Origin of the sequence: Mesorhizobium sp. KACC 23794, assembly GCF_052180275.1 — a bacterium.
Lineage (GTDB): Bacteria > Pseudomonadota > Alphaproteobacteria > Rhizobiales > Rhizobiaceae > Kumtagia.
The window spans coordinates 2,564,332-2,590,616 of the sequence record NZ_CP197465.1 but is presented as its reverse complement, the minus strand read 5'-3'; the positions used below and the strand labels follow the sequence as shown (position 1 = coordinate 2,590,616).

23 protein-coding genes are annotated in these 26,285 nt (G+C 64.5%); 15 read left to right on the top strand and 8 right to left on the bottom strand.

Annotated features, from left to right (window positions below):
* Positions 1 to 47: 47 nt before the first annotated feature.
* Positions 48 to 395 carry an ArsR/SmtB family transcription factor gene (locus ACSBOB_RS12845; RefSeq protein WP_442582775.1) on the bottom strand — a complete coding sequence of 116 codons (348 nt, stop codon included), beginning with the start codon at positions 393 to 395 and terminating at the stop codon, positions 48 to 50.
* A gap of 132 nt (positions 396 to 527) precedes the next feature.
* Between ACSBOB_RS12845 and ACSBOB_RS12840 the strand changes: the two genes are divergently transcribed.
* The 4 genes from ACSBOB_RS12840 (at position 528) to ypfJ (ending at position 5,810) form a co-directional block, all read left to right on the top strand.
* Positions 528 to 1,700, top strand: coding sequence for an MFS transporter (locus ACSBOB_RS12840; protein ID WP_442582774.1), 1,173 nt, complete (start codon positions 528 to 530; stop codon positions 1,698 to 1,700).
* A 69-nt stretch (positions 1,701 to 1,769) separates the two neighbouring features.
* Positions 1,770 to 1,964, top strand: coding sequence for a hypothetical protein (locus ACSBOB_RS12835; protein WP_442582773.1), 195 nt, complete (start codon positions 1,770 to 1,772; stop codon positions 1,962 to 1,964).
* A 164-nt stretch (positions 1,965 to 2,128) separates the two neighbouring features.
* On the top strand, positions 2,129 to 4,741 hold the full coding sequence (locus ACSBOB_RS12830; protein WP_442582772.1) for a bifunctional diguanylate cyclase/phosphodiesterase: 2,613 nt from the start codon (positions 2,129 to 2,131) through the stop codon (positions 4,739 to 4,741).
* Positions 4,742 to 4,883: 142 nt separating this feature from the next.
* Complete coding sequence (gene ypfJ / locus ACSBOB_RS12825) at positions 4,884 to 5,810, top strand: KPN_02809 family neutral zinc metallopeptidase (protein WP_442582771.1); 927 nt, start codon at positions 4,884 to 4,886, stop codon at positions 5,808 to 5,810.
* Positions 5,811 to 5,878: 68 nt separating this feature from the next.
* On the opposite strand, the gene carA is transcribed toward ypfJ, so the two are convergent.
* Positions 5,879 to 7,084 (bottom strand): glutamine-hydrolyzing carbamoyl-phosphate synthase small subunit, encoded by a 1,206-nt coding sequence (carA, locus tag ACSBOB_RS12820; RefSeq protein ID WP_442582770.1) that lies wholly within the window; start codon positions 7,082 to 7,084, stop codon positions 5,879 to 5,881.
* A gap of 274 nt (positions 7,085 to 7,358) precedes the next feature.
* Here carA and ACSBOB_RS12815 point away from each other — a divergent pair, with 274 nt between their 5' ends.
* Complete coding sequence (locus ACSBOB_RS12815; RefSeq protein WP_442582769.1) at positions 7,359 to 7,808, top strand: GatB/YqeY domain-containing protein; 450 nt, start codon at positions 7,359 to 7,361, stop codon at positions 7,806 to 7,808.
* 184 nt (positions 7,809 to 7,992) lie between these two features.
* On the opposite strand, the gene ACSBOB_RS12810 is transcribed toward ACSBOB_RS12815, so the two are convergent.
* Both ACSBOB_RS12810 and ACSBOB_RS12805 read right to left on the bottom strand, forming a co-directional pair.
* Positions 7,993 to 8,697: a carbonic anhydrase family protein gene (locus tag ACSBOB_RS12810; protein ID WP_442582768.1), complete on the bottom strand. Its 705-nt coding sequence runs from the start codon at positions 8,695 to 8,697 to the stop codon at positions 7,993 to 7,995.
* A gap of 107 nt (positions 8,698 to 8,804) precedes the next feature.
* Entirely contained in the window at positions 8,805 to 10,469 is a 1,665-nt protein-coding gene (locus ACSBOB_RS12805) for a Na/Pi cotransporter family protein (RefSeq protein WP_442582767.1), read from the bottom strand.
* A 337-nt stretch (positions 10,470 to 10,806) separates the two neighbouring features.
* On the opposite strand from ACSBOB_RS12805, the gene ACSBOB_RS12800 reads away from it, so the two are divergent.
* The gene (locus ACSBOB_RS12800) at positions 10,807 to 11,184 is read left to right on the top strand and encodes an RcnB family protein (RefSeq protein ID WP_442582766.1); all 378 of its coding nucleotides are present in this window, start codon (positions 10,807 to 10,809) and stop codon (positions 11,182 to 11,184) included.
* Positions 11,185 to 11,479: 295 nt separating this feature from the next.
* Here the strand turns inward: ACSBOB_RS12800 and ACSBOB_RS12795 are convergent, their stop codons facing one another.
* From ACSBOB_RS12795 to ACSBOB_RS12785, 3 genes are all read right to left on the bottom strand, one after another.
* The gene (locus ACSBOB_RS12795) at positions 11,480 to 12,664 is read right to left on the bottom strand and encodes an MFS transporter (RefSeq protein ID WP_442582765.1); all 1,185 of its coding nucleotides are present in this window, start codon (positions 12,662 to 12,664) and stop codon (positions 11,480 to 11,482) included.
* A 440-nt stretch (positions 12,665 to 13,104) separates the two neighbouring features.
* Positions 13,105 to 13,356, bottom strand: coding sequence for a DUF2934 domain-containing protein (locus ACSBOB_RS12790; RefSeq protein ID WP_442582764.1), 252 nt, complete (start codon positions 13,354 to 13,356; stop codon positions 13,105 to 13,107).
* A 159-nt stretch (positions 13,357 to 13,515) separates the two neighbouring features.
* A complete protein-coding gene (locus ACSBOB_RS12785) occupies positions 13,516 to 14,979 on the bottom strand; it encodes an alpha/beta hydrolase (protein ID WP_442582763.1) in 1,464 nt (487 codons plus the stop codon).
* Between the two features lie 426 nt (positions 14,980 to 15,405).
* Between ACSBOB_RS12785 and dnaG the strand changes: the two genes are divergently transcribed.
* From dnaG to ACSBOB_RS12745, 8 genes are all read left to right on the top strand, one after another.
* Positions 15,406 to 17,334, top strand: a complete 1,929-nt coding sequence (dnaG, locus tag ACSBOB_RS12780) for a DNA primase (RefSeq protein ID WP_442582762.1) — start codon at positions 15,406 to 15,408, stop codon at positions 17,332 to 17,334.
* 25 nt (positions 17,335 to 17,359) lie between these two features.
* A complete protein-coding gene (locus tag ACSBOB_RS12775) occupies positions 17,360 to 17,704 on the top strand; it encodes a DUF7677 family protein (RefSeq protein ID WP_442582761.1) in 345 nt (114 codons plus the stop codon).
* A 335-nt stretch (positions 17,705 to 18,039) separates the two neighbouring features.
* Positions 18,040 to 20,070, top strand: a complete 2,031-nt coding sequence (gene rpoD / locus ACSBOB_RS12770; protein ID WP_442582760.1) for an RNA polymerase sigma factor RpoD — start codon at positions 18,040 to 18,042, stop codon at positions 20,068 to 20,070.
* Positions 20,071 to 20,114: 44 nt separating this feature from the next.
* A complete protein-coding gene (locus ACSBOB_RS12765) occupies positions 20,115 to 20,669 on the top strand; it encodes a hypothetical protein (protein ID WP_442582759.1) in 555 nt (184 codons plus the stop codon).
* A gap of 81 nt (positions 20,670 to 20,750) precedes the next feature.
* Positions 20,751 to 21,359 (top strand): Uma2 family endonuclease, encoded by a 609-nt coding sequence (locus tag ACSBOB_RS12760; protein ID WP_442582758.1) that lies wholly within the window; start codon positions 20,751 to 20,753, stop codon positions 21,357 to 21,359.
* Between the two features lie 176 nt (positions 21,360 to 21,535).
* Positions 21,536 to 22,750: a glycosyltransferase family 87 protein gene (locus ACSBOB_RS12755; RefSeq protein ID WP_442583722.1), complete on the top strand. Its 1,215-nt coding sequence runs from the start codon at positions 21,536 to 21,538 to the stop codon at positions 22,748 to 22,750.
* Between the two features lie 94 nt (positions 22,751 to 22,844).
* Positions 22,845 to 23,102, top strand: a complete 258-nt coding sequence (locus ACSBOB_RS12750) for a putative hemolysin (protein ID WP_442582757.1) — start codon at positions 22,845 to 22,847, stop codon at positions 23,100 to 23,102.
* A gap of 73 nt (positions 23,103 to 23,175) precedes the next feature.
* Positions 23,176 to 23,832 (top strand): hypothetical protein, encoded by a 657-nt coding sequence (locus ACSBOB_RS12745; RefSeq protein ID WP_442582756.1) that lies wholly within the window; start codon positions 23,176 to 23,178, stop codon positions 23,830 to 23,832.
* Between the two features lie 25 nt (positions 23,833 to 23,857).
* Here the strand turns inward: ACSBOB_RS12745 and ACSBOB_RS12740 are convergent, their stop codons facing one another.
* Positions 23,858 to 25,066: a citrate synthase family protein gene (locus ACSBOB_RS12740; RefSeq protein ID WP_442582755.1), complete on the bottom strand. Its 1,209-nt coding sequence runs from the start codon at positions 25,064 to 25,066 to the stop codon at positions 23,858 to 23,860.
* A 76-nt stretch (positions 25,067 to 25,142) separates the two neighbouring features.
* Between ACSBOB_RS12740 and ACSBOB_RS12735 the strand changes: the two genes are divergently transcribed.
* On the top strand, positions 25,143 to 26,231 hold the full coding sequence (locus ACSBOB_RS12735; RefSeq protein ID WP_442582754.1) for a citrate synthase/methylcitrate synthase: 1,089 nt from the start codon (positions 25,143 to 25,145) through the stop codon (positions 26,229 to 26,231).
* Positions 26,232 to 26,285: the final 54 nt, after the last annotated feature.

The window sequence follows — 26,285 nt, the reverse complement described above, 5'->3', positions numbered from 1 at the left end:
GTGCAGGATTTCGGCTTTGTGACAGACAGCGGAGGGTGCCGTCCTCCTTACGATTCCCGGGCGTCCATGCCCTTGAAGGGAAGAGGAAAATCCCTGGCGCCGGCGATCACCGAATCGAGCAGGCCGGGAAAGCGGGCGTCGAGATCGTCACGCCTGAGCGTGATCAGCCGGCTGGTGCCCAGGACTTGCGCATGGGTGACGCCCGCCTCGCGCAATTTTGCAAGGTGGTAGCTGAGGTTGGTCTTCGAGCCGAGATCGAGGAACTGGCTGCAGTTCGTCGGCACACCCTCGCGCCGCGCCAGATAAGCGACGATGCCGAGGCGGGTCGGATCGCCCAGCACGGCAAGCACGGTTGCAAGGTTGATCTGATCGGCGACGGGGTGCGGCAGGAACATGGAGCCTAGACTGCAATCGGGACCGGACGGAGTTTGCTGCCGACAACGCTGTCAGCAGTCCTCCTGCACCCTTATTGACATAATCGCGTTTGAAGTTCAATAGTTCAATAACTTTTGAATTAAGGATCGACCATGGACAAACGCCTCATCTGGCTTGCCGTCGGCGCTTTCGCCACGAGCACGGTCGCCTTCGTCTTTGCGGGCCTGCTGCCCCTGATATCGGCCTCGGCGGGCATCTCCGTGTCGGATGCCGGCCATCTGGTCACCGCCTATTCGCTCGCCTATGCGATCGGCACGCCGATCCTGTCGGCGATTGCCGGCGCGGCCGACAGGCGGCGGGTCATCGCTCTGGCACTGGTCTGCTTCATGGCCGGGAACGGGCTGGCGGCCGCCAGCGATTCGTTTTTCACCTTGCTCTGCGCGCAGGTCATCATGGGCATGTCGGCCGGCCTGTTCGCCGCGACCGCACAGGCAACGGCGGTGGCGCTGGCCAGTCCGGAGCACCGCACCCGGGCGGTCGCCACCGTGCTGGGCGGCACGACCTTCGCCGTAGCGCTCGGCGCGCCGCTGGCAGCGCTTGTCGGCAATCTCGCCGGCTGGCGGTCCGCCTATCTGGTCGTCGCCTGCCTCGCCCTGATCTGCCTCACCGTGCTCTGGACGCAGTTGCCGCGCGGATTGCCGGGCCTGAAACTCTCGCTGTCGGAAAGGATCGCGGCACTCGGGCGGCCGGGCATACTGCCGTCGCTTGGCGTGACACTGCTCTATCTGACCGGTGCCTTCATGATCATCGCCTACATGGCGCCGCTCGCGCTGGCAGCGGGACTGCCGGTCGCCGTGCTGCCTGGAATGCTGCTCGCCTTCGGCATCGGCGCGGTTGCCGGCAACTACGCCAGCGGCGTTCTGGCCGACCGGCTTGGACCGTCGCGCATGATCGTCATGGCGCTGCTGGCCTCCGCAAGCATCTGCGTGGCGATGTCGGCGATCATCGAACTCCTGCCGCCCGAACTGGCAGGCCCGCTGCTCGTCGGCATCATGCTGCCCTGGGGGTTCATCGGCTGGACCTTTCCGCCGGCGCAGGCAAGCCGGCTCGTTGGCCACGCGCCGGAGCTTGCCAACCTCACCTTGCCGCTGAACGTGTCGGCGATGTATTTCGGCATCGCTGCGGGAAGCTTCATCGGCGGGCGGCTGCTGGAGATCGCGCCGGCCTCCGAACTCGGCCTTGCGGCGGCCGCCTTCCCGCTCGCGGCCCTGGTCGTCATTGCCCTGACCCGCAAAAGCCGCCGGGCGACCATTCCGGTCGGCTGATCGCCGGAACCCCGTAGCCTTCCCGGCGTTGAGCGTCGGCGGCACCCTGCCGCCTTCGGGGAGATAAAGATGAAAAGCGGCAAGACATCGAATGCAAAGGCCGGCGCCGCGTCCGCGCAGGCATTGAAGCGCGAGACGGCGAAGGAAGAGCGCAAGATCGAAGCGGAAACCGGCCATGACCTGAAAAAGGGCGCGGAGCGCGTCGAGGAGCGGGCTCGGAGTGCCGGCATCAAGGATGCCGCCGCTACCCAGAAAATCCGTTAGAGTCCTGATTTGGGCAGTAGATTTTCTGCCCGATGAAAGTCCTGCTTAAAGTTTGCATGCTATTTTCCACGGTGCACCGCATTTCTTGCGGCTGCCAAGAGTAGCGAGCATTGAACAGGTTCAGCCTCGGTCAGGTTCGGCGAGCCTTGTTTTCGTCAAGCAACTTGCCGGCTGCGATCGCGGCCGGCGTCATTGCCGTGCTCGGCGTTTTTGCCGATCACCAGAACAGCGTGCTCCACGAGCAGGCCGTCCGCGCGGAAGTGCTTGCCAAGGTCAACCTGATCCGCGCCAAGCTCGACGGCAGCATCAACGGCAACATGCAACTGGTGCGCGGCCTTGCCGCGATGATCTCGGCGGAGCCGGATATCGGCCAGAAGCGTTTCGACGAGCTTTCCAGCACCTTGTTCTCCAAGGGCAATCAGCTGCGCAGCGTCGCGGTGGCGCCCGATTTCGTCGTGACGATGGTCTATCCACTGAAGGACAACCTACGGGCCATCGGCCTCAACTATCTGAAGAACGACAGGCAAGCAGCCTCCGCGCTGCGGGCTCGCAGCACGGGGGAGCTTGTCCTGACCGGGCCGGTCGCCCTCGTGCAGGGCGGCCAGGGCTTGATCGGGCGCTTCCCGGTATTCACAGGCAACGACACCGACAGGAAATTCTGGGGGCTGGTGTCGGCGGTCGTCGATGTCGATCGCCTTTACCGCGACAGCGGGCTGCTTGAACATCACGACATCGACATAGCGCTGATCAGCAGGGATTCGCCGGAGGAAGCAAGCCTCCCGTTCTTCGGGCGGGCCGGGGTGCTTGCCGAGCGGCCGGTGTCCGCCATTGTCACCCTGCCGTCGGGCGCTTCGTGGCAGATCGCGGCGGTTCCTCGGGACGGCTGGGACAGCACGCCCGAGAATGCGTGGCTGCTGCGCAGCTTGATCGTCATTGCCGGCGCACTTGTCGCCATTCCGATCGGCTTCGCCGGCCGCTTCTACGCGGAACGGCAGAGGAATTATGTGGCGCTGCACAGCCGGGAAGCAGAGCTCCGGAAACTGTCGAAGCGTCTCGAACTGGCGCTCGACGCCTCGCGCATCGGCGTCTGGGAACTCGATCTCGCCACCAATGACGTGATCTGGGACGACCGTCTCTACGAGATCTATGGCAGCCAGCGGAAGAAAGGGGCTCGCACCTATCAGGACTGGTCGAGCGCCATCCATCCCGACGACCTGAAGAGGGCCGAGGACGATTTCCATAAGGCGGTGCTGGACGACAGGGCCTACTCTTCCGACTACCGCATCATCCGGCCCGATGGGCGGATCCGCAACATCCGCACCCATGCCACGATCTTCCGCGACCCCGCCGACACGCCCAAGATGATCGGCGCCGAATGGGACGTGACCGCCGATGTCGCGCTGAACAAGGATCTGGAACGCGCCAAAATCCTCGCCGAGACGCGGACCGCCGAACTGGAGACGGTCAAGGCCCGTATCGAGCACAACTCCCTGCACGATTCGCTGACCGGTCTGCCCAACCGCCGCTATCTCGACGAAGAGCTCGAACGGCTTGCCGTGAAGGCCGCCGAGGATGGTCGCGACATCGCCCTCCTGCATATCGATCTCGACCGCTTCAAGCAGATCAATGACACGCTCGGCCACTCGGCCGGCGATGCGATGCTGGTGCATGCGGCACAGGTGCTCAGGCAGCATGTGCGCAAGGATGATTTTGTCGCCCGCATCGGCGGTGACGAATTCGTGGTCGTCTGTCTGGTTGACCCCGGCCAGCACCACCTCGAAGAAATAGCGGGCCGTATCATTCGCCAGATGCGGCGCCCGGTCACCTACCAGGGACATCAGTGCCGCTTCGGCGTCAGCATAGGCATTGCCGTAAGCGCCGCGGCCGACCTCGACGCCGGCCAACTCCTGGTCAATGCCGACATCGCGCTCTACCGAGCCAAGAGCCGTGGCCGCAGCCGGCACGAATTCTTCACCGAGGCGCTGCAGGCAGAGATTGTCCGCAACAAGAAGGTCGCGGACGACATTTTGGGCGGCCTGGAGCGCAACGAGTTCGTCGCCTATTACCAGCCGCAGTTCGATGCCAAGACCCTGGAGATCGCAGGTGTCGAGGCGCTGGTGCGATGGGCGCATCCGACCGAGGGGTTGCTGACGCCCGACGCCTTCCTCTCGACCGCCGAGGAACTGAACGTCGTCTCGACCATCGACCGGCTGGTACTTGAGCAGACGCTCGCCAATTTCGAGCGCTGGAACAGGACAAGCCAGCTCGTGCCGAGGATTTCCGTCAACGTATCGGCCCGCCGGCTCCGCGACGAGGAACTGATCGGCAGCCTGCGCCGTCTCGACATAAAACCGGGCATCCTGTCGTTCGAACTGCTGGAATCCATCTTCCTCGACAACACCGACGAGATCGTCACCTGGAACGTCGACCGCATCAAGGAATTCGGCATCGATATCGAGATCGACGATTTCGGCACCGGCTATGCATCCATCGTCAGCCTGCTCAAGCTGCAGCCACGCCGGCTGAAGATCGACCGCCAGTTGATCTTGCCGATCGTCAAGTCGGTCAAGCAACGGCAACTCGTCGCGTCGATCATCGAGATCGGCAAGACGCTCGGCATCGAGGTCGTGGCCGAGGGCGTCGAGACGATGGAACATGCGCGCATCCTGAAGAAGCTCGGCTGCGACAAGCTGCAGGGCCACGCCTTTGGTAAGGCGATCGGCGCAGCGGCGCTGGAGGATTTCATCCGCGGCGAGCGCTGGCGGGCCGCGTCCTAGCATCGGCCCGCCGGACAGGAAGCATGCCGGCTGCGCATCCGCGCTGAAAGTTTGTGACTTGCCGCAACGCTTCGGCTAGTTTCCGGTTAAGGGACAGGCTGGCATCGAACCGCCTGCCGCGCAAACACAGGTGGAGCGCAAGATGCTTTGGAAGGGCCGCAGGCAGAGCGACAACGTCGAGGACAACCGCAGCGGCGGAGGTCTTGGCGGCCAGCAGGGCGGCCCGTTCGGCCGGCCGGGCGGCGGCGGAATGCGCATCCCGATTGGCCGGGGCGGCGCCGGCGGCGGCCTGTCGACCATAATCATCCTCGTCGTCCTGTTCTTCGTGCTGAAGGCTTGCGGCATCGACCCGCTCGAACTCCTGTCGCAGAATGGCGGCCAGTCGGTTCCCGGCGGCGGCGGACAGGTTACGGAACAGAGCCCGCCGGCCAATGACGAGATGAAGCAGTTCGTCTCCACCATCCTTGCGGAGACAGAGGAAGTCTGGGGCGGCATCTTCAAGGCCGAGGGCGCGACCTACGAGGAGCCGAAGCTGGTGCTGTTTTCCGGCGGCATCGCGTCGGCCTGCGGTTATGCCCAGTCGGCGTCCGGGCCGTTCTATTGCCCCGGTGACCGCAAGGTCTATCTCGATACCGCCTTTTTCGACCAGCTTGCCCGCCAGTTCGACGCCGCCGGCGACTTCGCCGAGGCCTATGTGATCGCCCACGAGGTCGGCCATCACGTCCAGAACCTGATCGGCGTGCTGCCCAAGTTCAACCAGATGCGCCAAGGCATGTCGGAGGCGGACGCCAACCACATGTCGATGCAGGTCGAACTACAGGCAGACTGTTTTGCGGGCGTCTGGGGCCACTTCACCGCGCAGAAAGGCATTCTGGAAAAAGGCGATCTCGAAGAGGCGTTGAACGCCGCCGCGCAGATCGGCGACGACACGCTGCAGCGCCGCACACAAGGCTATGTCGTGCCCGAGAGCTTCAACCACGGCACCAGCGCCCAGCGCCAGAAATGGTTCGCGGCGGGTTTCAAGAGCGGCAAGCTGTCGGATTGCGATACGTTCAACAATCCTATCTGAACAGTCCGCCACGAAAATTGCGCCGGCGGTCTGAAAGCCCACCGGTTGCCATCGCCAAGGAACGATCTTTACGCCCGCTCGGCGATTGCCGGTTCACCCTTGCGGGCGCGGATTAGGTTGACGAAGCGGCGGAACAGATAGTGCGAATCCTGCGGTCCGGGTGAGGCTTCTGGATGGTGCTGCACCGAAAACACCGGCTTGCCGGCAAGCGATATACCGCAGTTCGAATCGTCGAACAGGGAGACATGCGTCTCCTCCACGCCGGCCGGCAGGCTCTTCGAATCCACCGCGAAACCGTGATTCATCGAGACGATCTCGACCTTTCCGGTCGTATGGTCCTTCACCGGGTGGTTGGCGCCATGGTGGCCCTGATGCATCTTCACCGTGGTCGCACCCACCGCCAATGCCAGCATCTGATGGCCGAGGCAGATGCCGAACACCGGAATGCCGGTGTCAAGCAGGCCGCGGATGACCGGCACCGCGTATTCGCCGGTGGCCGCCGGATCGCCAGGACCATTGGACAGGAAGATGCCGTCGGGCTTCAGCGCCAGGATGTCCTCGGCGCTGGTCTGGGCCGGAACCACGGTGACCTTGCCGCCGAGCCCGGTGATCAGCCGCAAGATGTTTCGTTTGACGCCATAGTCGACGGCGACCACGTGAAATTCCGGCGCATCCTGCCGGCCGTATCCCTCGTTCCACACCCAGGGTTCCTCCGTCCACACCGACGACTGGCCGGAGGTGACGTCCTTGGCAAGGTCGAGGCCGACGAGGCCGGACCAGGATTGCGCCTGCCGCTTCAGGTCGTCCAGGTCGAAACGGCCGTCCGGCGCGTGGGCGATCACCGCGTTGGGCATGCCCTTCTCGCGGATCAGCGCGGTGAGCGCGCGCGTGTCGATGCCGCTCATCGCCACGATGCCGCGCCGCTTCAGCCAGCGGTCGAGGTGCTCGGCGGAGCGATAGTTGGAGGGATTGGTGACGTCGGCCTTGAATACCGCACCGACCGCCCCTGCCCTGGCCGCGGGGTTCAGATCCTCGATGTCCTCGTTATTGACGCCGATGTTGCCGATATGCGGGAAGGTGAAGGCGACGATCTGGCGGGCGTAGGACGGGTCGGTCAGGATTTCCTGATAGCCGGTCAGCGCCGTGTTGAAGCAGACCTCCGCCACCGCGCTGCCGGTCGCGCCCAACCCTCGCCCGCGGATCACGGTGCCGTCGGCCAGCACGAGAGCGGCGGTCAGCAGTTCGGGTCCCCAGGGGGCGGTCGAGGCGGTCATGGCGGGCTCCGTCAAAAGGTCCGGCGCTTGCGAACAAGCGATCGAAAGGCCATATAGCGCTGCGAGACGCGATCCATCGGCGCAAGACGCCAGGACCGTGAACCAAGTCGCAATCTATGCAAGGCACGCACATAGGCGATGCCTCCCGGTGGGTCAACAATCGCAGCCCTGCCCGAGACCATTTAATCTTCCGCAGGGAGGACGGTCGGCGCGGCTGGATTTTGTGCGGCCGGGCAGGTAGCGCTATCGTGCGGCCGCGAAAAGGAGAACCGCCATGCGCATGGCAATCGCCGAGGCCCTCAAGGCATCCCTCAAGGCCCAGGACAAGCAGCGTACATCGACGCTGCGGCTGATCAACGCCGCGATCCAGGACCGCGATATCGCCAATCGCGGCAATGGCAAGGACCCCGTCAACGACGAGGAGATCCTGCAGATTCTTGCCAAGATGGTGAAGCAGCGCGAAGAATCGGCGACGGCCTTCGAGCAGGGCAACCGGCTGGAGCTTGCCGAGCAGGAGCGTCAGGAGATTGTCATCATCCGCGAGTTCATGCCGAAGCAGCTTGGCGAGGACGAGACCAAAAACGCCGTGCGCGCCGTCATTGCCGAGGTCGGCGCCGAGGGCCTGCGCGACATGGGCCGCTGCATGAACGCGCTGAAGGAAAAATTCCCGGGCAAGATGGACTTCGGCAAGGCCAGCGGCATCGTCAAATCGATGCTGCAGTAGGGCTGGCTTCCCTCCCTCTCGAGGGCAGGAATGCCGCAAAGCGGCCGGGTGGGGTCGCTGCGGCCAAACACCAACGTTGCTTTGCGTCAGAACACTGCCGCACGGCCCCTCGCCGTCTCGCTCAACTTCACTTCGTTCCGTTGGCTCGCCGACCCTCCCCTCAAGGGGAGGGTTAAGCCGGCGCTCACCCCAAAAACGTCACCTTGCCCGTTTCCACGTCGTGCATTGCGCCGACGATGCGCAGTTGGCCGTCCTTGACCAGGCCGGCAATCACGTCGCTGCGCTCGGTCAGATGGGCAATTGTCTGATGCACGTTCTCCTCGGCGACCGCCTGAACGAATTTGTAGTTCGCGGAGGTATGCTCTCCGTCCGTCTTCACCGCGTCGACGGCCGGCCGGATGTTGGCGAGCATGGCGGTGATGTTGCCGAGCTTCACGTCGTCGATCGCGCCCTTGATCGCCCCGCAGGACGAGTGCCCGAGCACGACGATGGCCCGGGCGCCCGTCACCTTGGTCGCGAATTCAAGGCTGCCAAGAATGTCCGTATCGACGAAATTGCCGGCGATGCGGGCGCAGAACACGTCGCCGATGCGCTGGTCGAAGACCAGTTCCGGCGGCACACGCGAATCGATGCAGCCGAGGATCGCCGCGAACGGCGCCTGGCCGTGCGCGGATTCGTGGACCTGGGCGAGAAGATCGCAATTAAACGAGGTACCGGCCAGAAAACGCTCGTTGCCGGCCTTCAGCCGCTCGATCGCCTCGTCCGGGCTGACCGCCTTCTGGCGTTCCGGCGTGAAGATGGCGCAGTCCAACCCGACGGCGAAAGCGTTCGAAGCAACGAAGGTAGCTGCAAGCGGCAAGCAGCCGCAGAAAAGTCGACGCGTAAGCATAGATCCCTCAATCATGCCCGGAGCCCACACGATGCAGGCTCATCTTTTATTGCATTAGCAAAGCATAATTAAGTATCGGTTTGAAGACGACGTCGGATTTTAAGGAGTTAACCCGCCTTCAGGCGCGAGCCGGTCAAAAGGCCAGCCTCCTCCAGCACCGGATAGACCATGGAGGCCAGCAGCGAGTTGATCTGCTTCAGGTCGCGGATCGTGTCGAGATGGATGGAGCTGGTCTCGACGCTCTTGGCGGCGCCCTCGCGCAGCCGGTCGAAATGGCTCTGGCTGGACTGTTTTTCCAACGCTCGCAGTCGGTCCTTTTCCTGCACCAGTTGCCGCGCCGTCTCCGGGTCGCGCGACACCAGCACATTGAAGGCGAGCCGCGCATTGACCAGCACGGAATGATGGAACGCGGTGAGCTCGCGCCAGCCCTGGTCGGTGAAGGTCAGGCCTCGGTCGAGCTTCTTCTGCACATGTGCCAGCATGTTGCGTACGATGATGTCGCCGACCTGCTCCAGTTTCACGCAAGCACCCAGCAGTTCCTGGTAGCGTAGCGCTTCGCTCGCCGAGAGCTGGCCTGGCGTGATCCTGGAGAGATAGAGTTTTATCGCCGCATGCTTGCGGTCGACACGGTCGTCCAGCGCTGCAAGCTCGTCGATCTTGTCCTGGTCGGCATGATCGTAGAGCTCGATCACCCGGCTGAGCATGATGTCGATGGTCTCACAGACCCGCATCACCTCGCGGGTCGCATTGGCCAGCGCGAGGCTCGGCGTGCCGAGCGCCGCATCGTCCAGCGCGGAAAACTCCATCTCCGCCAACGCCTTGCCCTGCTCCGGCTTGCCGCCGAGCGCGACGATGCGTTCCGAGGCGCGGTAGACGAGGCCGGCGAGCGGAATGCCGGCGACGAGGATGACGCAGTTGAATAGGATGTGGGCGTTGATGATCTGGTCGCCGACGCTGGTCCCCAGAAAGGCGACCGGCGGCCTGGCGAACAGGAACAGCGCCAGCATGACGATCGACCCGGCGCCGCGCATCAGCAGGTTGCCGACCGGCACGACTCGGACGCCGGGCGCGGCGCTGCGGGTCAGAAGCGGCGCGATGACCGAGCTGCCGAGATTGACGCCAAGCACGAGAACGATGCCGAGTTCGGGCGGGATGAAGCCCCTGCCCGCCAGCGTGACCAGAAGCAGCACGGCGGCGATGCTGGAATGGAACAGCCAGGTCATGACGGCGGCGAGCAGGAAGGCCGTGACCGGATCGCTGGCGAGATAGGAGATGATGACGGGGAGCAATTTGCTCTGGCGAAGCGGCTCGGAGGCTTCGCCGATCATCTCCAGCGACAGGATGAGCAGGCCGACGCCGACGAGGATGCGCCCGATCTGGCGCCAGTCGCGGCGTTCCGTGGCCATGAACATGACCGTGCCGGAAGCGATGCAGATGGGTACCAACAGGCTGAGATCAAAGGATAAAAGTTTTACGACCAGCGCCGAGCCGATCTCCGCGCCGCGCACCGCGAGCTGGCCGGACATGCCGCTGACGATGCCGGCGCCGGCGAAGGAACCGACCAGCAGGGTGACGGCGGTGGAACTCTGCAAGGCGATGGACAGGCCGGCCCCGGTCAGCACCGCCAGCACCGGATTGCGCATGGTGCCGCGCAATTTCTGTTTCAAAACGTCGCCATAGGCGCGTTCGACGCCAGTGCGCACCATGCGGGTGGCGAACAGAAGCAGCGCGATCGCGCCGGCCAGATGGATGAGGACGACGGAGCCGCTCACGGCTCTGCCGAAACGGCGAGCGACCGGACCGCGCGGGACAGCCGGCGGCGGAGGGGTCGGCAGAGGGTGGCGAGCGCTTGCATGACATGCCCTTCGTATATTAGCCGGATAATAAAATCCAGAGATCGTGCGGGACTGTCCGGAGCCGACATCCCGTGTCGGAAACCGGTCTTTCCCAACGATGCCAGCGGCGGCAGCGGCTCAAAATCAGGCTCGCTAAATTGCTTCATATTCCTAAGCATCACTTTGTAATCATTACACAAGTTTAATTTTGCATTCAGATTCCGTTCATCCGCCGGGGCCTAGTTTCCCTCTCGCCAACCCGAAAGGACCCCCCATGAAACGTCTCATCCTCGCCGCCGTCGCCTTCTCGATGCTGGCCGTTCCGGCAGCCTATGCCGACCACAAACCTGTGCATCGCGAAGTCCACAAGGTGCAGAAATTCGACGGACCGAACCGCACCGTGGTTCGCAAGGTCGACAAGAAGGTGGTGCGACGCGGCGACCACAAGGTGGTGGTCAAGAAGGTGAACCGGACGCACTGGACACGCGGAAACCACGTGCCGAACTGGAACACGCGCTACGTGGTTCGCGATTACAACCGCTACGGCCTTTACCGGCCCGCCTACGGCCAGCGCTGGATCAAGGTCGACAACGACTACCTACTGATCGCGGTGACCACCGGCGTGATCATCGGCATGGCCGCGGCGAACTGATCGAACGAAATCAACATATTGACGGAGGCGGCCGCAAGGCTCCGCCTCCGTCGCGACATTGCGTGAAGTCCGGAAGATCGAACTGTTTCAATGATTTATCGGAAACGTCGCGGTCGAGGACGCTGAATCGCTTCAATAAACGCCCGAAAATGCGGGAACGCACACGCCGGCAGCCTCGTCCAGCTTGATCGCGGCGTCGATTTCCTTCACGCGCCGACGCTTCCTTCGCTGCCCTGCTCCTACCTCCGGGCATGTGACAAGCAGCAGAGAGACGAGCCGAAAATCGCCCCGCCCGTCACGCCGGCACGGCGCGCGCCGGCGGCGTCTCGCCGCTTCGCTGTTCGGCAAGGTGGGAGCAGAGCGCGACGAGTGCGCCGACCAGCATGGTGAATATGCCCAGCACCGGCAGGGCGCGATAACCGAAACCGCCGGTGAGCATCATGGCGCCGATGAAGGCGGCGAGTGCGATGCCGACGTTGAAGCCGGACGGGATCAGCGACGAGGCCAGGTTGGGCGCGTCCGCCGTCCAGCCCAGGATGCGGGTCTGGATCGGCGTGCCGATGGAAAAGTTGATCGCCCCCCAGAGGGTGACGATGACGATCATCGGCAGCGGATAGGGGCTGAAGAAATACATTGCCGCCAGGACGCAGGCCTGCACGACCATCAGCACGATGATCGACGGCATCGGATTCCAGTCGGCCAGTTTTCCGCCGATGAAGACTCCGGCGGTGGCGCCGATACCGTTGAGCAGCAGCACCAGCGGCACATAGGCAGCATCGAGGCCGGTGACGTCCCGCAGCATCGGGGCGATGTAGGTGAAGGGCACGAACTGGCACATCATCAGCATCAGCATGATGATCAGCGAGGTCCAGACTTGCTGGCGGCCGAGCACCCGCACCTCCTTGATCAGGCCGGCCGGCGGAGCAACCGCGCCGGTGGCGCGCGGCAGGAGCGCGATCATGGCGGCCAGCGAGACGATGCCGAGCAAGAACATCGCCCAGAAAGTGGCGCGCCAGCCGAAGACATTGCCGATGGCGGCACCCGCCGGCACGCCGACGATGTTCGACACGGTCAAGCCCGCCAGCACCAGCGCCACCGCCATGCCGCGCTGGTCCTCGCGCACCAGGCCGGTGGCCACCACCATGGCGACGCCGAAATAGACACCGTGTGCGACCGCCACCAGCACGCGGATCACCAGCATGGAGGCAAAACCGGGTGCCAGCGCGCAGGCCAGTTGCCCGGCGATGAAGACCAGGGCCAGCCAGACCAGCAGCGTTTTTCGTGATAGTTTCGCGGTGGCAATGGTCATCAGCGGTCCGCCGATGGCAATGCCCAGCGCGTAGCCGGAGACGAGGTAACCCGCAGTCGGCACCGAAACATCAAGCCCCGCCGCCACCTGCGGCAGCACGCCGGCAATGACGAATTCGGTGGTGCCGAAGGCGAAGGCGGCGATGAACAGGGCAATGAGCGGAAGCGGCATGGCGACTCGGGAACACAGCGGCTGAAGCGGCGTCGAAACACGGACCGCGGCGGCAGGCAATCCAGAAAATGGTGGGTTGAGTTTAGCTTTTCTTCAACCTCGAAGGCCTGATTGCCCCACAATCGTTGCTATGGCGGTCCCTGGCAGCAGCCATTGCTCCCTAGGATGCAGGGCCTATTGTTCCTCGACGCACAAGGTGCCGCCGGTTCGCGGCGACGCGGCAACCGAACGGCTCAGGAGGGAGCGGGCCTTGGCGGCACGGTATCTCGCCCTGCAACACCCAACCGGCACCCGATCTACTCCAAGAGGTATCGCAACAAGCTCAAGTTCGACGGACTTGTCCGCACCTTGCCATAACCGAAAATCGGCCTTGCCAAGGCGCTCAGGCCCAGCCGGGCGACGCGGCTGCTGTTTGCCGTCCGGGCGGAGTTTGACGGCCGCTAGGCGTTTTTCCTGGCGCGGGGTTTTGGCGGGACCTTCTCCGCCGCGACTGCCTTTGCGCGTGGGGCGCGTGGTTTTTTCTCTGCGGCCGCCGAGGCTGTTGCCGGCTGTGGCGAACCCGCCAGATCCTCGGCATCGATTTCGCTTGTGGCCCGGTACCAATGCTGTTCGTGCAATCCGTGCGGCCGACCCTCGCGTTCCCAGATCGCGTGGGCACGCTGACGGATGCGTTCATGCCTTTCACTGCTCATGGCTATCTCTCCACCGGTCGCAACGGATTGGACCGGACGGCGCCGTGACCGTCAAGAAAAAAGGCCGGACGGATGTCCCGCCCAGCCTTGAATATCGGCTGACCCCGGTGGAAAGGCGCTGAGGGTGGATCGCCGGCGGCCATTCGCAATAGATCTTCTTCACCGGCGATCGATGAACGCCCGGGTTCTTTCGGACAGGAATGAGAAGAACGGGTTCCAGTGCTGGCGGGTCATCGCGGTGTTGGGGATCGCCAATGTCCGGTTCTCGCCACGCAGATCCAAGCGGCCAAGCCTGATGCCCGGGTTTTCCGGCCCGTCACCCTCGCCGTAGAGCGGGTCGTCCGGCGGGAACGGCAGGGCGATGTGCGACAGCGAATAGACATCGCCAGGCCAGGACAGGCCGAGGTCGGTCACAGTAGCCGCCGTCTCGCCCGCCGCCCGTTCGCGCGCGACAGTCGATGCACTGGCGCTATCCCGATTGGTGAGGATCGAAACCCGATAGGAACGGGCCGGCCCGGCGAGCAGGCTTTCCACGTCCAGCGACGTCGTCAGCAGGCCTTGCGCCGCGTACACACGATTGACGTCGAAGACGACCAGGTGATGCGCCCCCGGCTTCAGCCGGTCGAACAGTTTGGTGAGCAGCGCCTGGGCTTCCACGGTGGCGTCGGCGGCCGACTGGAACGCGAGAATGGGCGGGATCTCAGCTAGGCTGCCCTGCTTTTCCAGGCGGTCCAGCTGGGACTGTATTTCGACGGTCGCCTGATAAGCCTGGTAGCCCGCATTGACGGCGAAGGAGTTGTATTTGTACGGGTCGTATTCCGGCTGCACCGCGTTCCAGGCGAGCTTGTCGAGGCCGAGCAGATCGCCCAGGCGCGCCTGCCAGTCCGAATAGGCCGCGATCTCCGCTATCCCTATTTCCGGCGAGATCAGGACAATTCCGGCCGGCCGTGGCAACGAAGGGTCCTCCACCGACGCCAAGGCATAGTGCGTGGCCAGCGCGGCGCCGTTCGAATAGCCGACGATGAAGATGGGTTTGTCGCCCACCTTGCCTGCCAGGTGCTTCATGCCGATGCGGACGGCCGCCGCCATGTCGTCGAATGTCGTTTGGATGAGGGCGCTCGGCGCGGTTCCATGTCCCGGTATGCGCAGCCCCAAGACGTCGCCACCCTCCGCATGGAGTTGCCCTGCCAAGACCCTCAGGCTGTAGGGACTATCGGAATAGCCGTGCAGCATGAGGACGCCGAACGCCGGCGTGTCGCCGGCGAGTTCGTAGGTGCGATTCCAGTTCTGCGGCCATGTGGCCGGATCCGATTTGCTGCCCTGGTTGTAGCGGTTGAACAACGTGCGTTCGCCATCGTCGATCTTGGCGTAGACCTTGCTTTGCAGCTGCGCGAACAGCCTGTCCTCGAGGGACAAATACCCTTCCAGGGATGTCACCGGCGCGTTCTTCGTGAACTCCTCATCGAGATGGACGAGATGCCAGACGCTGAGGTCGGGTTTGTTGTTCAGCACCACGACCGCCACGATCAGGCCCGCCGCGACGGCGCCGAGCACGGCGGATATGACCACCAGCAACGCCCTGGGTATGTGCCGCGTTATCCGCCTGAGGCCATGTGCGATCATTGCTCGTCCCCCATCCTATGTGCCCAACCGGACCTTGGAGCCTGTTTGAAAACTCCGTCGGGTCGGTCCGCCTGGTCTTTTCGGGGCCTGTACGTCGCCGATCCTCGCCGATGCAACCAGCATCGACTGCGGTCGGCTCCTGCCAGGCCCTCGAAAATCCCTCGTCGGCCCTCTACCGAGGAGTTTCCAAACAGCCTCTTAGATCATTCTTTCCAATATTTGGCGCTCTCCCACTGAAAATGGGGCCGGCTTTCTCGTCCATCGGTGTCCGCCGACGCGCCTCGAACTCAAATCGGCCGACCGCCGCTGGCTGCCACGACATCGCGGCGACGCGACATGCCTGTGAATCCCGGGCACTCCGGCCTTCGACCCTTCGCATCACCGCCGCTTCGCGCCTATATAGGTTCTCAACCCACAGCGAGCCCGATGCGTTTTCCACCTTCCTTCCTCGACGAGATTCGCGACCGCGTGCCGATTTCCTCGGTCATCGGTTCTCGTGTCTCGTGGGACCGCCGCAAGACCAATGCGGCGCGCGGCGATTTTTGGGCATGCTGCCCGTTCCATGGTGAAAAATCGCCGTCCTTCCACTGCGAGGACAAGAAGGGCCGCTACCATTGTTTCGGCTGCGGCGTCTCGGGCGACCATTTCCGCTTCCTGACCGAGCTCGACGGGCTGGGCTTTCCCGAAGCGGTGGAGCGCATCGCCGACATGGCCGGCGTGCCGATGCCGGCGCGCGACGAGCAGGCCGAACAGCGCGAGCGCCAACGTGCCAGTCTGCACGACGTGATGGAACTGGCGACGGGTTTCTTCCAGCAGCAGCTGCAGTCGGCGGCCGGCGCGAAGGCCCGCGCCTATCTTCGCGACCGTGGCATGACCCCGGCAACGCAGCAGAAGTTCCGGCTGGGGTTCGCGCTGGACAGCCGCAACGCGCTGAAGGAATTTCTGGCCGGCAAGGGCGTGGCGAAAGACCAGATCGAGGCCTGCGGGCTGGTGCGCCACGGCGACGACATTCCCGTCTCCTACGACTGGTTCCGCGACCGCATCATGTTCCCGATCGAGGACCGAAGAGGCCGCGTCATCGCCTTCGGCGGCCGCGCCATGTCGCCGGAGGTGGCGGCCAAATACATGAACTCGCCGGACACCGAACTCTTCCACAAGGGCGAGATGCTCTACAATTTCGCCCGCGCCCGACAGGCGATGGGCAAGGACGGCGCGGTGATCGCCGTCGAGGGTTATATGGACGTGATCGGGCTGGCGCAGGCCGGCTTCGAGAACGCGGTGGCGCCGCTGGGCACGGCGCTGACCGAAAACCAGATGGAGCTTTTGTGGAAGATGGCGCCGGAGCCGGTGCTGTGCTTCGACGGCGACCAGGCCGGCCTGCGGGCGGCGTGGCGGGCGGCCGACATGATCCTGCCTTCCGTGCAGCCGGGGCGCACGGCGCGCTTCGCGCTGCTTCCCGAGGGCAAGGACCCCGACGACCTGGTGCGCGAGCAGGGCGCCGACGCGTTCCGTCCGGTGCTGGCCGAGGCCCGGCCGCTCTCCGAACTCCTGTGGATGCGCGAGACGACCGGCGGGGTCTTCGACACGCCGGAGCGCAAGGCCGAGCTGGAGAAGACGCTGCGCGAGCTGACCGGCCGGATCAAGGACGAAAGCGTGCGCTTCCACTATGCGCAGGACATGCGCGAGCGCGTTTTGGCCTTCTTCGGCGCTGCGCGCACGCCGCCGAGACGCCAGGGCGACTTCAACAACAAGCGGCCGGCCGCGCAGGGCGGCCAGTTCGTGCGCGGCGCCGGCGGGCGCACAGCCATGTCCGAAAGCCTGAACCGCTCGGCGATGGTCAAGCGCGGCGGCGAAGGCATGCCGCTACGCGAGACCGTGCTGCTGGTGGCGCTGGTCAACCATCCGCAGCTGATCGACGAGAATTTCGACCATGTCGAAACGCTGGACCTCAGCAACGCCGACCTGAAGCATCTGCATTTCGCCATCATCGACGCGGTCGCCCACGGCCATGCCGGCGACCGAGACAGCCTGCGGGCGGCGATCGGAGCCTCGGGACTGGACGAGATCTGGCAGCGCGCCGTGCTGCTCGTTCGCCGCGCACGGCAGTGGCCGGCCCTGGAGGAAGCAGCCATCGAGGATGCGCGCGAGGCGTTTGCCCAGGCGCTGCACTTGCAGCGCAACGCGCGCACCTTACATAAGGAGCTGAAACTTGCCGAGACGGCTCTTGCCACGGAAACGACGGACGAGAACTATCGGCACCTCATCGAAATCCAGGCGCAGTTCCGCGACTTTCAGGCGACGGAAGCCTTGATCGAGGGTTTTGGCATACCGTCGGGTCGGGTTGATCGCAGCTGAACAGGCGCTGCAAGGAGTTGTGTCCGTGACGAACAGAATGCACCCGGAGCTTGGGGGCGCAATTGCACGTTTCTCGCTTTGGGTCGCTAATGGCAGCGTCGGCCATCCCCTTCTTCAGGGAGTCGACTATTCAGACGTTCGCGATGAGCCGAGTGCCATGGAGATGCTCTACACAGTGTTCACCAACAACCTGGAGCTCGATCGGGACGGAGCACCGCTCAACGCACGCTATTGCGAGCAGCGCGCGGCGCAATGGCTGCGAAGTTATTGCGATGACTCATACAAGGTGGAGCCTCCGTTCGAGGAATTCGAATGTGAGGGTCACTGGCCGCCGGTTCTCAAGGACGCTCCGGAATGGAAGAAGACATGATGGGTCGCTCAAGCACGAGCTCGGGACAGAGAGGAAACGTCTCAATTGATTCGCTTTTTTAACGCGAATCATGCGAGAGGCGCTTGACCTTCCGCTCGTTTGGCGGAATCAGGGCGATTCGAGACGTTGATCCACAGGATGAACCTCTGCAATCGCGGAAACGATTGGATCGAACACTGGACGGGACGCAACGTCGCTCCAGATAAAGTGGTTGACCGAAACCTGGACAGGACTGGCGGCGGCCGAGACTAGCGGTGCGGTGATTTTACGGGCGGCGCAAGCGCCCGAGAAAATCGGAGCCCCGCGCGGCAGTGCCCATTTGGAGTAGGCAAAGAATGGCGACAAAGGAAAAGGAAGAAGTCGAGACCGAACGCGAGGGCACGACCGACGGTCCCCTGCTCGACCTTTCCGACGACGCTGTCAAGAAGATGATCAAGGCCGCGAAGAAACGCGGCTATGTGACCATGGACGAGCTGAATTCGGTGCTGCCTTCCGAGGAAGTGACCTCGGAGCAGATCGAGGACACCATGTCCATGCTGTCCGACATGGGCATCAACGTCGTCGAGGACGACGAGACCGGCGAGGAGGCGGAAGCCGAGCCGACGGCCGCCGACGCCGAGGAAGACGCCAACGAGCTTGCCGAGCAGACCGGCACGGCGGTTGCGGCCACGACCACCAAGAAGGAGCCGACCGACCGCACCGACGACCCCGTGCGCATGTATCTGCGCGAGATGGGATCGGTGGAATTGCTGTCCCGCGAAGGCGAGATCGCCATCGCCAAGCGCATCGAGGCCGGCCGCGAGACGATGATCGCCGGCTTGTGCGAGAGCCCGCTGACCTTCCAGGCCATCATCATCTGGCGCGACGACCTGAACGAGGGCAAGGGCCTGCTGCGCGAGATCATCGATCTCGAGGCGACCTATGCCGGCCCCGAGGCCAAGCAGGCGCCGACGCCCGAACGACAGGAAGAGCTGGAACGGCCGAAGACGCCGGAGGACCGTATCCGCCGCCCTTCGATCCGCGAGGACGACGACATCACCAATGTCGGCGGCGAAAGCCGCATGGAGGACGACGAGGACGAGGACGACGAGGCCTCGCTGTCGCTAGCCGCCATGGAGGCCGAGCTCAAGCCGCAGGTGATGGAGACGCTGGACGTCATCGCCGACACCTACAAGAAGCTGCGCAAGCTGCAGGACCAGCAGGTGGAGAGCCGTCTGGCCGCCACCGAGATGCTGTCGCCGACGCAGGACAAGCGGCTGAAGGAACTGAAGGACGAGCTGATCAAGGCGGTGAAGTCGCTGTCGCTCAACAACGCCCGCATCGAGGCGCTGGTCGAGCAGCTCTACGACATCAACAAGCGGCTGGTGCAGAATGAAGGCAAGCTGCTGCGCCTGGCTGAAAGCTACGGCGTGCGCCGCGAGGAGTTCCTGCGCGAGTACCAGGGCTCGGAGCTCGATACCAACTGGGTCGGCCGCGTCGCGACGCTGACGACGCGCGGCTGGAAGGAGTTTTCCAAGAACGAGGCGGCCAATGTCGGTTCGCTGCGTTCGGAGATCCAGAGCCTCGCCACCTTGACCGCGATCTCGATCCAGGAATTCCGCAAGATCGTCAACCAGGTGCAGAAGGGCGAGCGCGAGGCGGCGATCGCCAAGAAGGAGATGGTGGAAGCCAACCTTCGCCTGGTGATCTCGATCGCCAAGAAGTACACGAACCGCGGCCTGCAATTCCTTGATCTGATTCAGGAAGGCAACATCGGCCTGATGAAGGCGGTGGACAAGTTCGAGTACCGCCGCGGCTACAAGTTCTCGACCTATGCGACGTGGTGGATACGCCAGGCGATCACCCGCTCGATCGCCGACCAGGCGCGCACCATCCGCATCCCGGTGCACATGATCGAGACGATCAACAAGATCGTGCGCACCTCGCGCCAGATGCTGCACGAGATCGGCCGCGAGCCGACGCCGGAGGAGCTGGCCGAGAAACTGGCCATGCCGCTGGAGAAGGTGCGCAAGGTGCTCAAGATCGCCAAGGAGCCGATCTCGCTCGAAACGCCGGTCGGCGACGAGGAGGATTCGCACCTCGGCGACTTCATCGAAGACAAGGGCGCGATCCTGCCGATCGACGCGGCGATCCAGGCCAATCTGCGCGAGACGACGACGCGCGTGCTCGCCTCGCTCACCCCGCGTGAAGAGCGCGTGCTGCGCATGCGCTTCGGCATCGGCATGAACACCGACCACACGCTGGAGGAAGTCGGCCAGCAATTCTCGGTGACCCGCGAACGCATCCGCCAGATCGAGGCGAAGGCGCTGCGCAAGCTGAAGCACCCGAGCCGGTCGCGGAAGCTGCGGAGCTTCCTGGACAGCTGATCGTCAAAAGCCCGGTTCGCCGGGCTTTTTTGTTGGAGGGACAGTTGGGCAATTTCTACGTGAACTTCAGCGTGAAGGGTGTGGCGCAGACCGAATTGATCGAGGACTTTCGGCGCAACGCAATTGATGCTTTTGTTGGTCCCGACGAGCGCGGATGGTGCTGCTTCGCCGAAGAGGTGACCGACAGCCAGGACCAGTCTGCAATCACAGCCTTGGGGTCATCGCTTTCCCTCCGCACCGGACAGCCGGTGCTTTCTGTCCTCAATCACGACGACGACATGCTGTCCGTCGATCTGTTCGTTGCCGGGGAGACGGTCGGCGATTACAATTCATGCCCCGGCTACTTCGATGACGACCCTGACCCGGAGCGGCTGATGCCGAGGCTGTTGCATGCAGAGGAATTTGCAAAGCTGCGCGAGGGGCTCACCGTAAGCAATCTACGCGACGCCCTGACAACCGACCAATCGCTCGACGCGATTTCATCGCACGAACGGGTTGTCGAACAGCTCGCCCTGCCCGGTTACAGCATCGGTTTCGGCTTCGGATATGCATCACGCGGTGAATTGCCTGGTGAGGGGTCTTTCGTGCGCACTGGCTGACAGTGCCTGGTAAATGAACCCGGTCCGCCGGGCTTTCTTTACCTTCGCGCGCATCCCGCGATCTGCTAGGATGATAACGTCATGAACGAGCACGTCATCGCATTTCCGCCGGAGCCTGCAACGACGCAGGCTGCCGATGGCATGCCACGTCGTGCCTGGACCGTCGCCGAAATCGAAGCGATGCAGGTGGCGGGGATCATCGGCGAGGACGAGCGTTTCGAGCTGATCGGCGGCGAGGTGGTGCCCATGCAGGCCAAGGGCGGCCGCCATGAAATGGTGAAGGTCGAACTCAACCGGCATTTCCAGAAGACGATCGCCGACGACCTGCACATTGCTCCCGAAACGACGTTGCGGCTTGATCCAAAAACCTTTCTGGAGCCGGATTTCTGCGTTTTCCCCCGCTCGGTGTTTCCGGGCGACATGCGCGGGCACGATGTGCTGCTCGCCGTCGAGATTTCCGATTCCAGCCTTGCTTATGACCGCGGCCGCAAGATCGGGGTCTATTCCGCCTTCGGCATTCCGGAAATCTGGGTCATCAACGCCAATACGCTGGTGACCCATGTCTACCGGAAGCTCGGGGCGGAGGGCTATCGCGAAGTGATCGACCTGCCGGGCGCACAAAGCCTCACGGCCGTGCGTGTGCCTTCGATTTCGATGTGCCTGGCCGAGCTAGGACTAAAGCCGTTGTAGGATTCGACGTCGATGGCCGCCGCGGCTGAGTATCCGTCCACGACGACGTATCTTGCCGCCGCCAGAACCATCGACGGCCGCTGCGTGGCATCCGGCCGCCTTACCGGCAAAGCATTTATTGACGTTCGCATGGTAGGCCTGCCTCATCGAAGCGGGAGGCCGCCGGCGTGAGCGCCATGACAGACCCTGCGGGCGTTCGGGGAACGCAGTCGATCACCATAGCCACGCTCTGGCTGGCCGGAACCCTGGTGACCGCGATCTATGCGGTGTGGGGGCTGATCCAGGCCTATCTCGGCAGCAGCGGCTATCTCAGTGTTCCCAACCAGCCCTTCGGCGCGGACTTCGTCAACGTCTGGACGACCGGGCGGCTTGTACTCGCCGATGCCATCGACACCATTTACCGGCATCAGGATTTCATGACGTATCAGCAGACGTTCATGAACGAGGATATCGGGCTCAGAATGTGGGCCAACCCGCCGCATTCCCTGCTGTTTGTCTGGCCGTTCGGCCTTACCGGATATTATGCCGCGTTCCTGTTGTGGAGCGTGCTGGGCCTTGCGCTGCTGGGTTTCGGCGCCCGCAGGTTCGGCTTCACCTGGACCGAGACCGCCATACTGGTGTTCTCGCCGGCCGCTATGCGCTGCATTGCCGGCGGCCAGACCGGCAATCTGGCCTGCGGGCTCCTGCTCGCCGCTCTCGCCGGGACCTCGCTGCGGTCGAGATCGTCGATCGCCGCCGCGGCGATCCTGACGGTCAAGCCGCAGATCGGATTCCTGTTGCCTCTGCTGTGGATCGTGCGCGGGAAATGGGCGCTGATCGCCGCGACCGGGCTGCTGACCGCCTGCCTCGTCCTGCTGTCGGTGTTCCTGTTCGGGGCGCAAGCCTGGCGGGATTACCTGGGTGACACGCTGCCGGCGCTCGCCGACCTGGAGAAGCGAGGCCAGGGTCCGTTCATGTTCATGATCCCGTCGATGTTCATGTCCATGCGGCTGGCGGGCCTGGGGGCGGACGCCGCGTCGGCGGTGCATTTCGCCTTTGCCGGGGCCGTCATGGTCTTCCTGATCTGGCGGCTGAACCGCGAGCCCAATGCGATGCGACAAGTCGCCTTGCTGCTGATCGGTACCTGCCTGGTGACGCCATACCTGCACATCTACGATCTCAGCATCCTGCTGGCAGGCGCGCTGCTTGTCCTGCGCGGCGTCGATACGTTGCAAGGGTGGGTTCGAGCGGTCATCATCCTCGCGGCCGGCCTGGCCTGGGCGCTGCCGGAACTCGTGATGCAACTCGGCAACCACGGCGTGCCGATCTCGCCCTTGATCATCCTGGCGATCTTGCTGGTCGCCTGCCTGCCGCAGGCCTGCCGGGAAGACGTCGCCGCCGGCAACGGGTGACGAGGCCGGCGCCGCTGATATACGCCGTACGAATTGGTCCGAGGCGGGTTGTCCGGGAATGGGCGGACGCCCGCCACAACCGGGGAGACAATCGATGAGCATCAGGCCTGCAAGCCTCTCCGCCTTATGCGTTCTGCTGCTCGCGGGTGCCGGCTGCGCTCCGGCGGACGGAGCCGCCAGGACCGGCATGGCCAATCCGGCCTCGGTTCACTGCGGCGAGATCGGTGGTCGCTCCGAGATCAGGACAGCCGCGGACGGCAGCCAATATGGCGTCTGCAACATGCCCGACGGGCGCGTCTGCGAAGAATGGGCGCTGTTTCGCGACAACAAATGTGTACCGCCCAAGGCGTGAGATGGAGTATCGATTGGCCACCCGCGCCAGACACGCACGGGCCTGACCGCCCCGTCCCTAAGGACCGTCCGGAATGCGCATCGTGCCGAAGGCCGCATCCAAGGGTAGCCAGAAATGGCTGCAATATTGCGTCGAGCATCGGCCCGACCTGTTGCAGGTGGAGGCTCTCGGGCCGGTCGGCTGGGTCTCGCCGATCCGCGGGGACGATTTTGCCGAATACCGAGACGGACAGTTTCTCGGCAAGGTCAAGCTATCGCGCCTTTCCGACGAACTCGCCGCCTTCTGGCCGGCGCGCGGCCCGCAATGGGACGGTCTGGGGCTGGCCGATGGCAAGGTCGTGCTGGTCGAGGCGAAATCGCATCTGCGGGAATTGCTGAGCCCGCCCAGCGCGGCTGGCCCTGTGTCACGCCTGCGTATCGAGGCGGCGCTCAAACGGGCTCGCGGCTCGCTCGGCAACACGGGGAGCGTGTCATGGGTCAGCAACTACTACCAGTTGGCGAACCGGCTGGCGCACCTGGATTTCCTGAGATCGCATGGCATCGACGCGCATCTGCTGCTCGTCGGGTTCATCAACGACCATGAGATGACGGGCCCGAGAAGTACCGGTGAGTGGGCCAGGGCCTACGCTACCGCGTTTCAGGTGCTCGGCCTCGATGCATCCAGCACGGCCTCGTTTGTGCATCACGTCCACCCGGACGTCGCGGAGTTGCGGGAAGGAATGGCGCGCTGACATTTCCGCGCGGTATCCTGCCGCCTCAGAATCCGCCGTTGCGCCCCGGCGCAGGACCCACATAGCGCGCGCGAGGGCGGATGAGCGCTCCCGACGCAAGCTGCTCGATCGCATGCGCCGCCCAGCCCGCCGAGCGGGCCATGGCGAACAGCGCGCTTTCATGGCCGATCGGCAGGCCGAACATGCGCATCATGACGGCGAGCGCAAAGTCGATGTTGGGGTGCAGGCCGGTGGCGTCGCTGATTCTTGCCGGCACCTCGACGGCGAGGCGCGGGTCGGCGCCGGCGGCGGCAAGGGCGGCCAGCAGGCTGTCGGCGCGCGGGTCGCCATTCTGATAGATCGCATGGCCGAAGCCGGGAATGCGATCGCCGAGAGCGATGCGCTCGCGCACCTTGGCGGCGAAATCGCCGCTCGCGAGATCGGCGACCATATGGGAGGCAAGCGGGCCGGCGCCGCCATGCCTGGGTCCCTTGAGCGCGACGAGACCGGCGACCACCGCGTCGTAGAGATTGAGCCCGGTCGAGGCGGCGCAGCGCACCGCATAGGTCGAGGCGTTCAGCTCGTGGTCGGCAAGCAGCACGAGCGCGCGCCGGAACAGGTCGGCCGACGCCCTGTCGCCTTGCGTCCAGCTTTCCGCGACCTGGCGGTGCAATGGCGTGGCCGAGGGCGCGACCCCGAGGATGCTTGCGGCGAGCAGGCGCATGACACGCGCGCCCACCTCGGCGCGGCCGTCGCGCGAGCGGTTGAAGGCGCGCGGATCGGCATCGCCGGCCAGCGCAAGGATCGAGGCGGCGCGCGACATCGACTGTTCCCCCGCGGTGGCAGCGGCCACGGCACGCATCGCCGGGCTCAGCACCGGCAGGTTGCCGGCGGAGAAGGGATCGGTGGCGCCGACATCCCACAGCAGCGTCGCCGTCTGTTCCAGCGTCGCGTGTTCGGAGAGGGCGACCGCATGGACGCCGCGATAGATAGAGCCCTGGTCGGTGATGGTGCAGATGGCGGAATCGAGCACCGGCGGATCGGCCTCCCCTGCCCTCGCCGCGCCGCCCGGCGCGCGGCGGTTGCGCAGCGCCCGCACATCGTCGGCGCGGTAGCGCCGGGCGCGGGAATCGGCGGAAGGTTCGGAACGGACCAGGCCTCGGCTGACATAGGCATAGAGCGTGGCGGCCGAGATAGAGAGTTCGGACGCCGCTTCCTGCGCGGTGAGATAGAGCGGATCTGAAGATTTTTTCATATTGATCAGGCTAATCAAGATTGATCAAGATGAAAAGCCCGCCATTCTTGTTGCATCGCAGCAAGGAGACGATCGCATGACCATCCACCAGACTTCCACGGCCGGCCTCGACGGTGTCTCCGCCGCGGTGACGATGCTGTCGCATGTCGACGGCGAGGCGGGCGAACTGATAATCGCCGGGAGCCGCGTCGACGATCTGGCGGCCACCACCAGCTTCGAGGGCGTGGTGGCGCGGCTGTGGTCGGCCGCCGGCGCCGCCACGCTGGACGAGGCCGAGGTGCGCGTAAAACTGGCGGAGGCGCGGCTGCACGCCTTCCGGCGGCTTGCCGCCATATTGCCGGCGACGGACGGGCTTTCGATCGTCGACGGGTTTCGCGCCGCGGTGGCGGCGATCGGTCCGCAGGACGGCATCGCGCCGGAAGCGATGTCGGTCGGCGCCATGCCTGTGCTGGCCGCCGCCCTCGTGCGCCGTGCCGCCGGCCAGGCGGCGGTGGCGCCCGACGCTTCGCTCGGCCATGCGGCGGACACGCTGAAAATGCTTCGGGGCGAGGCCGCGACCGGCGCCGAGGCAAAGGCGCTCGACGCCTATCTCGTCACGGTCAGCGACCATGGCATGAACGCCTCGACCTTTGCCGCGCGGGTCGTCGCGTCCACCCAGGCCGACCTGTTCATGGTGGTTACCGCGGCCTATTGCGCACTCAGCGGCCCGCTGCATGGCGGCGCGCCGGGGCCGGTGCTGGACATGCTGGACGCCATCGGCACCAGCGCCGACATCGCGCCTTGGGTGGATGCCGCGCTGGCGCGCGGCGACCGGCTGATGGGTTTCGGCCACCGCATCTACAAGGTGCGCGACCCGCGCGCCGACGTGCTGAAGCGGGCGGTGGATGCGCTGGGCGGCGACAAGGCCGATCTCGGTCTCACGGCGGAAGTGGAAGCCTATGCGCGCGAGGCGCTGGCGAAGGCAAAGCCCGGGCGGCGGCTGGACACCAATGTCGAATTCTACACGGCGATCCTGCTGGACGCGCTGAAGATTCCGCGCAATGCCTTCACGCCGATCTTCGCCGCCGGCCGATCGGCAGGATGGACGGCGCATGCGATCGAGCAGCAGCGTACCGGACGACTGCTGCGGCCGACCTCCGTCTATGCAGGGCCGATGCCGGCGTAGAGGTGGTGTGGCTGGCGGAGGCGATCGTCTGCGCTCCGCCAGAACCTTCCTCGG

Coding starts and splice junctions, on each gene's coding strand:
- ACSBOB_RS12845 (WP_442582775.1), bottom strand. CDS start 395: ATGTTCCTGCCGCACCCCGTCGCCGATCAGATCAACCTTGCAACCGTG.
- ACSBOB_RS12840 (WP_442582774.1), top strand. CDS start 528: ATGGACAAACGCCTCATCTGGCTTGCCGTCGGCGCTTTCGCCACGAGC.
- ACSBOB_RS12835 (WP_442582773.1), top strand. CDS start 1,770: ATGAAAAGCGGCAAGACATCGAATGCAAAGGCCGGCGCCGCGTCCGCG.
- ypfJ (WP_442582771.1), top strand. CDS start 4,884: ATGCTTTGGAAGGGCCGCAGGCAGAGCGACAACGTCGAGGACAACCGC.
- carA (WP_442582770.1), bottom strand. CDS start 7,084: ATGACCGCCTCGACCGCCCCCTGGGGACCCGAACTGCTGACCGCCGCT.
- ACSBOB_RS12815 (WP_442582769.1), top strand. CDS start 7,359: ATGCGCATGGCAATCGCCGAGGCCCTCAAGGCATCCCTCAAGGCCCAG.
- ACSBOB_RS12810 (WP_442582768.1), bottom strand. CDS start 8,697: ATGCTTACGCGTCGACTTTTCTGCGGCTGCTTGCCGCTTGCAGCTACC.
- ACSBOB_RS12800 (WP_442582766.1), top strand. CDS start 10,807: ATGAAACGTCTCATCCTCGCCGCCGTCGCCTTCTCGATGCTGGCCGTT.
- ACSBOB_RS12795 (WP_442582765.1), bottom strand. CDS start 12,664: ATGCCGCTTCCGCTCATTGCCCTGTTCATCGCCGCCTTCGCCTTCGGC.
- ACSBOB_RS12790 (WP_442582764.1), bottom strand. CDS start 13,356: ATGAGCAGTGAAAGGCATGAACGCATCCGTCAGCGTGCCCACGCGATC.
- ACSBOB_RS12785 (WP_442582763.1), bottom strand. CDS start 14,979: ATGATCGCACATGGCCTCAGGCGGATAACGCGGCACATACCCAGGGCG.
- dnaG (WP_442582762.1), top strand. CDS start 15,406: ATGCGTTTTCCACCTTCCTTCCTCGACGAGATTCGCGACCGCGTGCCG.
- rpoD (WP_442582760.1), top strand. CDS start 18,040: ATGGCGACAAAGGAAAAGGAAGAAGTCGAGACCGAACGCGAGGGCACG.
- ACSBOB_RS12760 (WP_442582758.1), top strand. CDS start 20,751: ATGAACGAGCACGTCATCGCATTTCCGCCGGAGCCTGCAACGACGCAG.
- ACSBOB_RS12755 (WP_442583722.1), top strand. CDS start 21,536: ATGACAGACCCTGCGGGCGTTCGGGGAACGCAGTCGATCACCATAGCC.
- ACSBOB_RS12750 (WP_442582757.1), top strand. CDS start 22,845: ATGAGCATCAGGCCTGCAAGCCTCTCCGCCTTATGCGTTCTGCTGCTC.
- ACSBOB_RS12745 (WP_442582756.1), top strand. CDS start 23,176: ATGCGCATCGTGCCGAAGGCCGCATCCAAGGGTAGCCAGAAATGGCTG.
- ACSBOB_RS12740 (WP_442582755.1), bottom strand. CDS start 25,066: ATGAAAAAATCTTCAGATCCGCTCTATCTCACCGCGCAGGAAGCGGCG.
- ACSBOB_RS12735 (WP_442582754.1), top strand. CDS start 25,143: ATGACCATCCACCAGACTTCCACGGCCGGCCTCGACGGTGTCTCCGCC.